The following is a 13,480-nucleotide window of genomic DNA, read 5'->3' on the forward strand; positions in this document are numbered from 1 at the left end:
GGCGCTGAATGGCCATCACCCGAAAGGTTTACGTTATCTCCGATCTGCACCTCGGCGGCCGCCCCGCGACGGCGCAGGACCGCGGCTTTCGCATGATGAAGCACCCGGACGAGCTCGCCGCCTTCATCCGCGGGCTCCCGGCCAAACGAACGGCGACGACGGCGGTCGAGCTCGTCATCAACGGCGACTTCGTCGACTTCCTTGCGCACGACCACGGCGGAGCCAAGCCGTGGAAGGCATTCGCGTATGAGAAGGGCGAGGCTCTACGCGCCTTCGAGGCGATCGCGGGCGGCGCCGACAAGCCTGTCTTCGAGGCCTTGGCCGAGCTCACGAAGACGTGCCGGCTCACCGTGATGCTCGGCAACCACGACCTGGAGCTGTCGCTGCCCGAGGTGCGCGAGGCGCTCCTGAAGAAGCTCGGTGACGCGCCTTCGGCCAATGTCCGGTTCCAGTACGACGGCGAGGCGCTCGAGGTGGGTGACGCCCTCATCGAGCACGGAAACGCCCACGATCCGTCGAACGCCGTCGACTTCAACGGCCTGCGCTACCTGCGCGCGATCCGGAGCCGGGGGCACCTCGATCCGGACATGCAGCGGCGCGCGTTCCGGGCGCCTCCGGGCAGCGAGCTCGTCGCGAGCGTCATGAACCCGCTCAAGGAGCGGTATGCGTTCATCGACCTGCTCAAGCCCGAGTCCGAGGCGCTGTTCTCGCTGCTCGTCGCGATCGAGCCCGACGCGCGGGGTGAGCTCGACAAGCTGGCGAAGCTCATCCGGGGCGTGGCGCAGAACCTCATCCCGAAGCCCGGTTTTCCGGTCCACCTCGCGAACGTCAGCGCGTCCGCGGCGGAAGCTATGGCAAAGGAGGCGGCCGAGGAGGGCGCGCTCGACGCGCTCATGGCCAAGGCGGTGCCGCCTGGGGCTGCCGTGCCCGCCGCCGCTGCGCCGCACGCGGGTGTGACGCTCACCGACGTCTCGTTCGCGTCGTGGATGGACTCGAAGATCGGCTTCTGGCGCTCCTTCGTAGAGCGCGGCGAGGCCTCGCTGCCAGAGCGGCTCCCGGCGCTGCGGAGGGCGTTCCGCGCGCTGGAAGGCGACCCCACGTGGCGCACGGACGTCGAGTCGGGCAAACGGTACCAGGACGCCGCCTGCGAGCTCGCCAGGAGTTCGGGCAACCGTCGCGGCTATCGTTTCGTCGTCTTCGGGCACACGCACCACGCGAAGCGCCAGGACCTGCCGAACGAAGGCGCTGTGTACCTCAACTCCGGGACCTGGGCGAACCTCCTCCGGTTCCCGGTGCTGCCGGACGACGACGTCGGCGCGCTCGCCACCATCTTGAAGTTCGCCGAGGACGTGAAGGCCAACAACTTCGACACCGAGGACGGGACGATCGATGGCCCCATGCACGGGGCGGACAATCGGCTCCGGCAGATCTTCCACCCCACGTACGTGCGGCTCGACGTGCGCGACGACGACAAGGTCGATGACGGGAAGCTCGGCGTGTATGACTGGAAGGCCGACAAGCTCGAGTAGCCCGAGCGTAGACACGGAGCGTGGGCAACCCGCGGCGCGTGCTGGTCCCACGCAAGCCGTCATGGCAGCTGCCCGCTGACTCCGGCGGATAGCTCTCGAACAGCACATCGGCCTGGTTCAAGGAGGCTGGCTGGCCTGTACTTGATTGCTGCCGCCGGCACGTTGCCGAACCTGCTCGGCATGATCGCGAGCGCGTTCGATCAGGGCCCCGGGACCGACCCCGACGACCATGTCGTGCGCCCGCCATGACGACGAACGGCTCGTCCTCGTGGCCCAGATCCGGAGATGACAGCGCGCGTCTCGCCGCGGCGCCTCGCGGGCGCCCCGGTCGCTCCGGGAAGGACCTCACGATCCCGGCGCCCAGGCCGCGCCGGAGCGATGGTAGATGGTACAAGAGGGGAACGCACCCGCCATGACCACCGCCCTCCCCGCTTCCTTCGCCGATCTCCCGCTCCTTCAGGGCCGCAACCCCCTCGCCCGCCGCATCGAGACCCGGCATGGATTCCCCATCCTCCCCGGCCGCTTCCCGGTCGTGGGCCACATGCCGGCGATCGCCGTCGACGAGCTCGGCCTGCTCCGCGAGGGCCAGCGCCGCTTCGGCTCCCTCTTCTTCTGGGCTCCCGGCGTCGACGCCTGGCAGCTCATCTACGCATCGAACGAGGCCTTCTCGCTCTTCAAGAGCAAGGCCGTCGACTCCTCGTACCTGACCGAGGGCGGCGTCGGCTACCTCTTCGGTCAGACGCTGATGGCCCACGACGGCGCCTCGCACCGCCGCCTCCGGACAGCGATGAACGGGCCCTTCTCGCCGAAGGGCCTCGACGCCGCGGAGGTCGGCGCGATCGTCGCGACCAGCGTCGAGCGCAAGGTCCGCTCGTGGCTCGGCCGTCGCGACGTCCAGCTGCTGCGCGAGACCCGCGAGCTGGCCCTGGAGGTGATGTTCAAGATCACCGGCGTCGAGGACGACGAGCTGCCCGAGTGGCGCCACTATTACGAGGATCTGATGCTCGTGATCCTCAGCCTGCCCTTCGACGTGCCGGGCTCGCCGCGGCGCCGCGGCCTCCGCGCCCGCGCCTGGCTCGACGAGCGCATCGGCCGGATCCTCGCCGGCGTGCGCGCCCGGGGCGACGCGAAGGGCCTCCTGCCGGCGCTGCTGGACGCCCGCGACGAGCAGGGCGAGCCGCTCTCGGAGCAGGATCTCGTGGGCAACCTGCGCCTGCTCCTCCTCGCCGGCCACGAGACCTCGGCCTCGGTCATGGCCTGGTGCGTCGCCCACCTCGCCGAGAGCCCCGCGGTCTGGCGCGCGCTCCGCGAGGAGGCGTCGAGCGCGGCGGATCTCCCGCGCTCGCCCGCGGATCTCCGCCGCTTCCCCTACGCCGAGGCCGTGTTCCGCGAGGCGCTCCGCCTCCATCCGCCGGTGCCGCACGACGCCCGCCGCGCCGTCGCCGATTTCGAGCTCGACGGCCGCGCCATCCCCGCGGGGACCCACGTGGCGATCCCGCTGATCCTGCTCTCCCGCGATCCTGAGCTCTACCCGGATCCGGACAGCTACCGCCCCGAGCGCTGGCTCGGCCGCAACGAGGCGCTCTCGCCGCTCGAGATCGCCCAGTTCGGCGGCGGCGCGCACTTCTGCCTCGGCTATCACCTCGCCTGGATGGAGATCGTCCAGTTCCTCGTCGCGCTCGGGCGGGAGCTCCCGGCCTCGGGTCCCAGGCTCCAGGGCGGATTCCCCGCCTCGCGCTACCTCCCGGTGCTCCGCCCCTCGGGGAGCACGCGCGTCCGATTCGACGGCTGAAGCGCCGCGTCGTGCGACATCGTGACAAGCGGTCTGTCGCGCGGTCGATGGCGCGATTGTATAGCAGCGCTCATCGGACCGTTTCGCCCTTCGATCTGCCGTTCCATGACCAACGCCTCCAGAGCCGGCCGCATGGGCTCACGCAACCCGCTCCAGATGACCTGAAAGTAGACCATCGCGTGCTCCTGGTCGAGGCGGCCAAGCGCAATTTGCGGTGGCGAACCGTCGCGTTCCGTCACTTTCGTCGAGATTTCGGGGGAGCGTGACGACGGATCGCACCCCTCCGCGGAGAGGCATAACGTGCTCTTGATGGGTACGATGGGCTCCGGTCGAGCCGGAGGACCCAGGCCCATGCGGTTGTGCCTATCTTAGAAGCTCCCGCCGCTCAGCGCGCCCGCCTTCAAGCTTCGTCCGCCTTCCGCATGGCAGCCCGCACCGCTGCCGCCGCCTTCTTGTCTTTCACGATCCTCTCCAGCCACACCCGCCGGATCCGCATCATCGACTCATCCGGCAGGCCCAGCTCGGCCAGTGCCGCCTGGCCCTGCCCCTGCTCGGCCGAGATCACAAGCTGTGCGTACTCGCCCGCTGTGATCGGCCCGCGCTCCTTCTCGAGTGCCGCCACGTAGGCCGCGTCGTAAGCTGACAGGAGCTTCTTCTTCCGGCGCGCGATCTCGTCCTGGATCTCGTCAAGCCACTGTTCGTGCAGCGACTGCCAATTCTTCGGCGTGAGCTCCTCCGCTTTGAGGATGGTGTCGCAGTCCGCCGGCCGCTGCGCGAGCTTGGCCGCAATGACTGCGCAACGCTCGATGGGGTAGGCCGCGAGAGGCGGTGCGGGCTCCTCCGGCGCGGGGAGCGGATCAGGCTTTTTCGCCTGGGTGTCAGGCTCGGGCGCCTCCTCTGCCGAGGGCTCCATCACCCCCATGTCTGGCCTCGCCAGTGGGCCGAGCATGGCAGGAGGGGCGGGCTCCTTTGCCGTCAGGGGCGGAGACCTCGCATCGCGCTCAGGCGCAGGCGGCGCGTGCAGCGCAGGCGACAGCGCTGGAGGGATCGCGACAAGCGGCGGACGCAGCACCTCGTCAGGAGCCTCTGCTGGCTCCGCCCCTCGCGGCGAAGACTCTGCTTGGTGACGTAGCGCAGGCTCAGCTCGCTCGCCCTGCACGAATGGCAACGCGGGTTTCGCGGCGACCAGTGAAGCCGCGCTGGTGGCAGTGGGCGCATCGGCGGGCGGCTGCGCCGCGGCTGCCGGAGTGGGTACCGCGGCTGCTCGTGGCGCGGCCTGAACGAACGCAGCGGCCCCGGCCTCGAGGTGCTGTGCCCGACTCGACGGGGGTACCGCGGCCGCCGGCGGCGCGGACAGCACGAAGGGGGGGACTGCGAGGCGCTGCGCCGGGCTCGACGGGGGAGCAGGTTGGCCCGCGGGCACTGTGGGGAACGGTAGGGCCGGCCCGGAGACGGCGAGATCCTGATTCACGTCCAACGGCAGGGTGCAGGCCTCAGGGTCATCCTCGTTGTGCACGGCGCTATCGCCATCGTGCGCCTGGTCGTAGGGCGCTTGGAGCCCGATCTCGCTCATCGCGCCGCCGCCGGCCCGGCCGCTCGCGAGCCCCACTCCAGAACTGCTGGGCACGCCCTCGCTGTCGTTACTTACGAGGGTCTGATAAGGCTCCTCCAGCGCGACCAGGATCTGCCCGGCCTCTTCCGGCTCTCGGAGCGGGACCTGGCCGCGCCAGGTCACCGTGCAGATGCAGCGGTCGGTGTTGATCCAGAGCAGATCGGGCCACATGGCGACGCCCTGCAAGGGCTCGCCGGGGCGGTCGACGTAGGCGCGGGGGTGGAGCCCCGGGAGGCTCGTGACGAGGTGCGGGTGCTCGGGGTGGAGATGCTCGAGGATGAGCCGCTCGTCATTGCGGAGCGCGGTGGTCTGCTGGTCGACCGGCGCGGCGTTGAAGTAGCTGACGTCGAGGTCCGGGGGCAGGGGCTGGCGGTGCCAGTCGTTGCCGGGGAACGTGGCCGCGTAGCGCCCCAGCTTCTGCCGGCGGGTGGGCCATCCGGAGGCAACGGGTCCAAATCCCACGGGCTCGATGACGTCGTCCGGCCCGATGACGACAACGCCTGGACGCTGGAGGTTGGGGAGGTTGCGTCGCCCGTGGATGTCGCGAGCATGGGGGGGCATGCCGACGGGGTTGGAGGTGCCGGGGCCGCCGCCCGCGTACTCCCAGAGCAGCGGCATCCTGGTGAAGCGCGAGCTCTGATCGAGGACGCCGTGCTGCGTGAAGCTGCGAGCTCCATAGACCTCGATGGCCTTGTCGATGTCATTCACGATCACGCGGGCAGTGAGGGATCGGACTGCCGTGCCGTTGGGCGAGAAGGCGTGGCCAACGAGGACGACGTCCGCCCGGGCGCGGTGGGGGACGACGTCGGAGGCCGCATAGAGACTCCAGCACGCGTCGTCGCGCCAGTGGCGGTCGGATAGGTGGAGCGGCTCCTGCTCGGCCGCGAGGGCACACACACCGGGGTACAGCTTGAACGTGCTTTTACAGACGAACGTCTGCATCCAGGCGCCTGGATGGGGTTGCCACACGACCAGGCCAACGGGGAGCTGCGAAAGGGAGACGACCTTCACTCCGCCGGCGATACTGCAACCATCAACACGAGGCGTCAATGTGTGGGCGTTCGACCGTCTGAACGGCCGCACTGGCGGAGCCCTGAGCGTACAACGCGCGCGGGCCCCTCTTGCGGACAGGGATGGCTGCCGGATAGCATCGGCTGTCCGCTCTACAAGCGCAGGGTAGACCGGGCTAGGAATGCCCATGGCCGACACGCACCCGAGCATGCGAAACAAGGGAACCGGACTGAGCTCGGGGGTCTACCGAGTCGAGGCGGAGATCGCGTCGGGCGACATGCTCGATGTGCGTCGCTTCCATGTCACCGAGCGGATGTCCTCGCTCTTCGAGGTCCAGATCGTCGCCGTATCGGACAACCCGGATATCGACTTCGAAGCCGTCATCGGCCAGCCCATGACCTTCACCGCGCACGCGAATCAGACCCGCGTCTGGTCCGGACTGTGCAGTCACCTCCAGCAGGTGGCCGTCGAGGAGCGCGACCTCTCCACCTACGAGCTGACCCTGGTCCCGCGGCTCTGGCTCGCCACCCAGCGCCGCAACTACCGCATGTTCCAGCACAAGTCGGAGGTCGACATCGTGCTGCAGCTCCTCGGCGAGTGGGGCATCTCCCCCACGCGGCGGCTTGCCGGCGAGTACAAGAAGCGCAAGTACCGCGTCCAGTACGGCGAGAGCGACTACACCTTCATCAGCCGCATGCTGGAGGACGCCGGGGTGAGCTTCTACTTCGACAACGGCGGAGAGAGCCGGCTCGTCCTCGACGACCGCCCCCAGGCGAACGTCGCCCGCGTGCCCATCACGTACCGCGATCACCCGACCGACGCCGACCGCGAGCACGTCACCAAGGTCGTCGTCGGCCGCCGCCTGCGACCCGGCAAGTACACGGTGCGCGACCACGACCACCGGAGGCCCGCGAACTACAAGCTCCTGGCCACCGCCTCCGGCGCCGGCCCCGTGGAAGATCAGCTGGAGCGCTTCCATTATGTGCCTGGCGCGTTCCTGTTCGAAAGTCAAAAGGGCGAGAGCTCGCCGACAGCCGACGATCAGGGCAAGTACCGCGCGGACGAGTCCGAGGGCGAGGCGCTCGCTCAGCGTCGGCTGGAGGCGAAGCGCGCCTCGGCACGGGAGATCGTGTTCAAGACCAATGTCATCGATCCCGCACCGGGCGCCGTCCTCTCGTTCCTCGAGCACCCGAAGAGCGAGCTCGGTCCCGACAAGAAGCTGCTCGTCCTCGAGTCCCGGCTCTCCGGCGAGGTACCGGCCGAGTGGGAGCACTCCTGCGTCGCCGTGAGCGCCGACGCGCCCTACCGACCGCCGCTGCGCACGCGCAAGCCCCGCGCGCAGGGCGTCGAGAGCGCCACGGTCGTCGGTCCGCCCGGCGAGGAGATCCACGTCGACGAGTTCGGCCGCGTGCGCGCCCACTTCCACTGGGACCGCGAGAGCAAGATGAACAACGACTCGTCGTGCTGGATCCACGTCAGCCAGCCCTGGGGCGGCGCCGGCTTCGGCGGGACCAACCTGCCGCGCATCGGACAGGAGGTCATCGTGGACTTCCTCGGCGGCGATCCCGACCGGCCCATCATCGTCGGCCGCGTGTACACCAACCTCCAGAAGACGCCCTACTCGCTGCCCATGAACAAGACGCAGAGCGGCTGGAAGAGCAACTCGAGCCCGTCCACGTACGGCTACAACGAGATCATGTTCGAGGACAAGGCCGGTAGCGAGCTCGTCAGGATGCAAGCCGAGAAGGACCTCCACAAGCTGGTCAAGAACGATCAGGAGACGACGATCGGCCGCGACCGGACGACGGGGATCGGCCACAACGAGGACGTCACGGTCGGCAACAACGCCACGAAGAGCGTGCTGAATAGCCTGCGCGAAGCGGTGGGGATGATCCGCGCCCGCGCCGTGGGTGTCGACGAGGTAGTGCAGATTGGCCGGAATCAGACCATCGACGTCGGGGAGAAGATCGAAATCACGTGCGGCAAATCGAAGTTCGTGATGGACAAGGACGGCAATATCACGCTCAAGGGCGTTAGGATCCTGGTCGATGGGAGCGAGCATGTCCAGGTCTTCGGCGATCCGATCGATCTCAACTAGCCCTGAATGCGGTCGCAGAAAGGCCGTGAATCGAACCGCCTTTGCTGCGACGCACCTCATCGACGGCCCCCGCGTCGCCGTCCACCGCCGCTAGCCATGTTGGCCGCCAACGCGACCCCCTTCGCCGCGCTAGGGTTCGAGCAGAAGCACCGTGACGGCGCAGCCATGGCCGTCGTCGCGGCAAGGGGCACGCTTCTACTCTCGCCCGAAGGCCGGCTGTCGATCGCCCCCGATCAATCCTTGATCCTCGTCGACGAGTACGAGGGTGATCCGCATGCGACACCGATGCTCCGGGTCGGCCTGCTCATCCCTTTCAAGCCCGCGGCCGACGTCACCCTCCTCGCTGATGGCCACGCCCCCGGGGGCGTGGCCGCGCACGTCTGGCAGGTGGGCGCGCGCGTCGGGGAATACACGCGCTTCCTGAGGGCGTATGCGCCGCGCGCGTTCGAGCCGAACGCCGGCGGGTTTCGGCTTTCCACGGGAGAGCCGGCGGCCCGCGCGTCCATCGACTACCGATCGGCCGCCGGCGGCGTCGTCATCGGCGATCCCGAGGGCAACGTCGACGCGCGCAACCCCATCGGCCGGGGCGTCCTCGATCGCCGCCACACGCCGGCCGATCGCGCCTACCCCGCGCCCACCATCGACAGCGAGGCCGAGCCTGTGGGCGACCCGGCGGCGCGGCCAGAACCGCAGGGCTTCGGGCCCGTGCCGCCCTGGTGGCAGTTTCGCAGCCGCTTCGCCGGCACCTACGACGACGCCTGGCTGGCGACTCGCCACCCTCAGCTCCCCTCGGATTTCGACTATCGCTTCTACCAGACCGCGCACCCCGGCCTCGTCTTGCCCGGCCATCTCCGCGGCGACGAGCGCGTCGAGCTCCAGGGCCTCACGCCGGGGGGCGGCGCGCTCGCGTTCACGCTGCCCGGCCACTCGCTCTGGGCCTGGTTCAAGTGGGAGCGGGGGCGCCGCGTCCCGGTGCGCCTCCACCTCGATGGCATGCACATCGATGTCCGCGGCGAGCCGCCTTGGTCTGTCCAGCTCACCTGGCGCGCCTGGGTGGCCATGTCGCAGGGCTTCGATCGTATCGATCTCGCTACCGCGAGCCTCGAAGAGGCCGCGGCGCTGCCGTGGTGTGACGAGCGAGGGCTCGTGAGCCCGGGGAGCGACGCATGAGCATCCCGCGCGAGGGCAGCCGCGACATAGGCGAAGGCATCATCGTCTCGACCTGCCCGGATGTCTGCAAGACGCCGGTCGGCCCGGCGCTCGTCCCCATCCCTTATTCGATCTACGCAAGGCAGAACCAGGCGGCCGTGGACACCGCGACCACCGTGCTGCAGACCGGCGATCGGTCGCACAACATGGGATCGAAGGTGACGACGTGCCAGGGTGATGAGCCGGGCAGCGGGCTCGGGGTCAAATCGGGCACGGTGGGCAGCGTCTGCGAGCCCAAGACCTACTCGCCCACCGTGCGCATCGAGGGCAGAAACGCGATCCGCCACGACGACGCCTGGTGGATGAACGACCGCAACACCGAGGGGAAGCTCATCTTCGTGCGGGACACGCGGGTGATGAGCGCCGGCGACCGCCCGGTCCAGGTCGCCTTTCTCGACACGACGGGGGCCTACACGGGCACGGGCACGGCCACGACGCCGGGGAGCGCGCCCGCCGCGGGGCCCATGGGGGCGGCCGCCAGGCTCAACGCGCTGCTCGGCCTCGGTGCGCTGGGAGCAGGCCTCGGGGAGATGGCCGGTCAGTATTACATCGGCGATGAAGGCATGTTCGCCCGGAGCATCGATCAGCACCTTTATGGCCAGATGAGCGCCGACCAGCGGAGTGCCGCCTATGGATCGAGCGGCTGGTACTGGAACCAGGTAGATAGCACCAACAATCAGCTCTCGCTCAAGGCGGGCAACCTCGTCGACTTCCGCCAGATGACGCCCGAGCAGCTCGAGCAGCTCGTGAGGCAGCCGTGGCCCTCGGCCGAGAAGATCCGGCAGAACGCCGAGCGCCTGCGGGCGCAGCGCGCGCGACAGGAGGAAAATGCGCGGCTCGCCGCCGCAGCGGGCAACGTGCGCGTGACGCGCGAGCGAGACCGGCCTTGCAACGTCGGCCCATACAGGGCTATCCGCGGCACGTGCGAACCCGGCTACCAGGCGCACCACATCGTGCCCGACTACACCCTTCGTTATGGCACGAGGGCCGAGGGCGAGGCGGGGATGAAGCGCATCCCCAACTTCCCGTCATTCGGCGACGGGCCCGCCATCTGCCTCCAGGGCAACGCCGGCGACGACGGCTCGGAGCACTGGGAGGCGCACGGCGTGGACGCGAGCATCGCCCAGCTGGGCGTGAACGGCACGCCGCCGGGGACGACCGCCATCGGCAACATCATCGACGTCTCGGAGAATCAGGTCGTCAACCTCCGCCGGGAGTGCGAGGCGCAGATCCGCGCCGCGGTGCAGGCGGGCTTCGCCGGGGTTGACCGCGCGCAGCTCGGCCGCACCACCCTCATGCCGACCGTGGCCGGGAGCCCGCAGTACGAGGCGCTCAGCACCGGCATGCGCCCGGGCGGTCGCTACTGAGGTCGAGGGAGACATCACCATGACGACGCCGCTCACCTTCACCCGCGCCAAGGCCGCTGCCGCGGACTTCCTCTGTGTCGCCGGCGTGCCAGACGGCCAGGAGCCCTTCACGCCGTTCACCCGGCTCTGCCGTTACGATGCCGGCGATCCGGGGCCGGTGAAGTGGTTCTACGGCGACCTCCAGGTCGCGGTCACCTCGATCGCCCGCTTCACCCCCGCGCCCGGCGCGCCGACCTCGTTCTGCGTGCTCTCCGCCGAGGGAGACGTCGTGCTCGTGCGGCCACCGTTCCCGCGCGAGAAGATCCCCGGCGCCGGCATCACCTCGCCCGACGCCGAGCGCTGGGGGCGCCTCGCGCGCCTCCGCCCTGTCGGCGACCACCTCTACGCCTGCGGCGACGGGGGGCAGGTCTATCGCCGTGTCGGCGGAGACTTCGGCGCCGGCCGCTGGGAGCACCTCGATCGCTCGCTCTTGCAAGATCCCGAGGAGCGGGCCCGGGCGCTCCTGCGCGCGCCGAGCTCGCCGGCCGCGGAGCACAAGGTCTTTTACTGCGTCGACGGTCCACGCGAGGACGAGATCTACGTCACCGGGACGCGCGGCACGATCCTCGTCTGGGACGGCGCCACGTTCACCGCTCTCCCGCCCGTCACGGCCGCGGCGCTGGTGAGCATCTTCGTCGAGGACGAGAAGCGCATCTGGATCTGCGGGCGCGAAGGCACGCTCCTCCGCGGCAACCGGCGCGAAGGCTTCCGCGCGGTCGCGGTCTCGGGCCGGCGCCAGATGTTCACGTCGATCACCAGGCACGACGGCCGGATCTACCTGGCAAGCGGCGCCAATCCGCGCGGCCTCTTCACCTACGAGCGCGGCAGCCTCCGGCGAGTCTCGACCGGGCTCGTGCCCGAGATCGAGGACGCGCACACGGTCGACAGCGTCGGCGGCGCGCTCTGGGTCGTCGGCTCGAAGGACATCGTGCGCCTCGAGGGCAGCCGCTGGGAGCGGATCGACCACGTCGACAACGCTCCCATCCGTTGACACGTGACGGTCATCGTCATCGGATGATGTGCGCGTGGTTAGCGCGGGATGCCCCGCGAGCGCTGACGTCTCGGCGCCGGAGAGGTCCTCGCGGAACATCTCGACGCGGGCGTTGTGCTCGAGCGTCGGCATGACGCTCGGCCTCGTGCACCCCCGCGTCTCTCACGCGGCTCCGGCGAGCAAGCGCTCGATCTCGTGCATCGTCTCGACGTCATCGCCGACCATGGCCTTCATCGACCGGATCCTGCGGCTCACGATCGCGGCGATCTTGTCTTCAACGGTATCGTCGGCATACGCCCAGTAGACCTGCGCAAAGCGTCCATCGCGGTGGCAGCGGCCCTCGATCTGCGCCATCTGGATCGCCGACCACCGCAGATCGTGGATCACCGCCGAGCGCGGCACCTCGTTGTGCTCGCCCTGGTGGAGCGAGATCCCCTCTTCCACGGTGAAGAGCACCACGCGCGGCTCGCCGCGCTGGAAGCGGAGGCGCTCGGCCTCCTTCTCGCCGGCCGGCAGCGCGCCGTGGATCAGCGCGCACGGGACGCGCTCCCGGGCCAGCGCGGCCTCCACAGCCTCGAGCGTCTCCATGAAGGCGACGGAGACCGCGACCTGATGCCCGTTGTCGAGCAGCTCATGCACCAGCTCCACGGTGCTGCCCACGCGGATGAGCGAGCTCTTCTGTCGCAGGCGCAGCATCGCGGCGAGCGCCGACCTCGGGTTCGCGCCCTTGGGCAGGAGATCCATCTCCCGGCGGAACGCGGTCCACGCCTGCGCGTAGAGCTCGCGCGCGGAGGCGTCGAGCTCGAGCGGGGTGAGGATGCGGTTGATCTCGGGCCAGCCGGCCACGTCCTCCGGGCGACGCCGCATCCCGACCGCGGGACGGCCGTCGAACAGGAGGGCACGCACCTTCTCGCAGTCCGCCGGATCGCCGCGCCAGTCCCACCTGCCGAACGCGCCGCGCGCAACCCCGAGCCCCTGGCCTTCGCACCACTGCTCGAAGTCCTTCAGATCCGCGGAGCGGCTCCCGGTTGCGCTCGCCAGGAGCGGCGCGAGATACGACAGCTCCAGCGGGTTCTGGCCCGCGGTGGCCGAGAGCCACAGCGCGAACCGTGCGCGTGCGTTGAGCTTGACCGCGAGCTTGGAGCGCGCCGCCGCCGGGTTCTTGCAGCGATGGCTCTCGTCCCAGATCACCACGTCGAACTCCGCGGCGCTGCCGGCGCGCGCGAGGCCCTTCTTCGATCGGATCCTTCGCCGCGCCTCCGGGGTCACCTCGAAGAGCTTGCCCAGCCGATCATAGTTGATGATCACGATCTCTTTGCCTGCGTCGCCCATGGCCTGGACCGTGCGGCGCCAGTGCGCGACGACGGCGAGCGGACAGACGATCAGCACCGTCGTGACGTCCGGCATCTGGAGGACCGCTGCCCAGGCGGTGATCGTCTTGCCGAGGCCGACGTCGTCGGCAAGGAGGAACCCGGCGCGCCTGGCGGCCTTCGCGGCGGCGATGGCCCGCACGCCGTCCAGCTGGTGCGGGCGGAGGATCATCGCCCCGGCGGGGGCGGCCGGCGCGGGCGCAGGGTCGTCGTTGAGCTCGTGCTCGATGCGTCGCTCCCACGAGTACGGCGCGGCGCGGAACGGCGCGAGGGCCGGCGGGAGCGTCTCTGCGCGAACGACGAACACGCCGTGCTCCGCGTCCCAGCGCGCGCCGCTCGCCGACGCGACCGCGCGCATCGCGAACGGGACGTCGAGCACATGGGCTCGCTCCGGCGCCGCACGCGGAGCGGGGGCCGCTGGAGGGGCCGCTCTGGGAGCTCTGCGCGGGGCCGACACCGTTC

General features: G+C 69.8%; 8 protein-coding genes. 6 read left to right on the plus strand and 2 right to left on the minus strand.

Annotated elements, in window-relative coordinates:
* Nucleotides 1–8: 8 nt before the first annotated feature.
* Nucleotides 9–1,529 carry a hypothetical protein gene (locus WMF45_RS31115; protein ID WP_437708680.1) on the plus strand — a complete coding sequence of 507 codons (1,521 nt, stop codon included), beginning with the start codon at nt 9–11 and terminating at the stop codon, nt 1,527–1,529.
* Between the two features lie 412 nt (nt 1,530–1,941).
* Nucleotides 1,942–3,321 carry a cytochrome P450 gene (locus WMF45_RS31120; RefSeq protein WP_437708681.1) on the plus strand — a complete coding sequence of 460 codons (1,380 nt, stop codon included), beginning with the start codon at nt 1,942–1,944 and terminating at the stop codon, nt 3,319–3,321.
* A 400-nt stretch (nt 3,322–3,721) separates the two neighbouring features.
* On the opposite strand, the gene WMF45_RS31125 is transcribed toward WMF45_RS31120, so the two are convergent.
* On the minus strand, nt 3,722–5,875 hold the full coding sequence (locus WMF45_RS31125; RefSeq protein WP_437708682.1) for a DUF2169 domain-containing protein: 2,154 nt from the start codon (nt 5,873–5,875) through the stop codon (nt 3,722–3,724).
* Nucleotides 5,876–6,131: 256 nt separating this feature from the next.
* Here WMF45_RS31125 and WMF45_RS31130 point away from each other — a divergent pair, with 256 nt between their 5' ends.
* The 4 genes from WMF45_RS31130 to WMF45_RS31145 all read left to right on the plus strand — a co-directional run bounded on the left by WMF45_RS31130 (nt 6,132) and on the right by WMF45_RS31145 (nt 11,648).
* Nucleotides 6,132–8,042, plus strand: a complete 1,911-nt coding sequence (locus tag WMF45_RS31130; protein WP_437708683.1) for a type VI secretion system Vgr family protein — start codon at nt 6,132–6,134, stop codon at nt 8,040–8,042.
* Nucleotides 8,043–8,138: 96 nt separating this feature from the next.
* Nucleotides 8,139–9,212: a DUF2169 family type VI secretion system accessory protein gene (locus WMF45_RS31135; RefSeq protein ID WP_437708684.1), complete on the plus strand. Its 1,074-nt coding sequence runs from the start codon at nt 8,139–8,141 to the stop codon at nt 9,210–9,212.
* On the plus strand, nt 9,209–10,618 hold the full coding sequence (locus tag WMF45_RS31140) for a DUF4150 domain-containing protein (protein ID WP_437708685.1): 1,410 nt from the start codon (nt 9,209–9,211) through the stop codon (nt 10,616–10,618). Before WMF45_RS31135 ends, WMF45_RS31140 begins: the two co-directional genes overlap by 4 nt.
* 19 nt (nt 10,619–10,637) lie before the next feature.
* Complete coding sequence (locus WMF45_RS31145; RefSeq protein ID WP_437708686.1) at nt 10,638–11,648, plus strand: hypothetical protein; 1,011 nt, start codon at nt 10,638–10,640, stop codon at nt 11,646–11,648.
* A 162-nt stretch (nt 11,649–11,810) separates the two neighbouring features.
* Here WMF45_RS31145 and WMF45_RS31150 read toward each other — a convergent pair whose 3' ends face one another.
* A complete protein-coding gene (locus tag WMF45_RS31150; protein ID WP_437708687.1) occupies nt 11,811–13,397 on the minus strand; it encodes an SNF2-related protein in 1,587 nt (528 codons plus the stop codon).
* Nucleotides 13,398–13,480: the final 83 nt, after the last annotated feature.

Origin of the sequence: Sorangium sp. So ce448 (assembly GCF_051520915.1) — a bacterium.
In the GTDB taxonomy this organism is placed as follows: Bacteria; Myxococcota_A; Polyangia; order Polyangiales; family Polyangiaceae; genus Sorangium; species Sorangium cellulosum_B.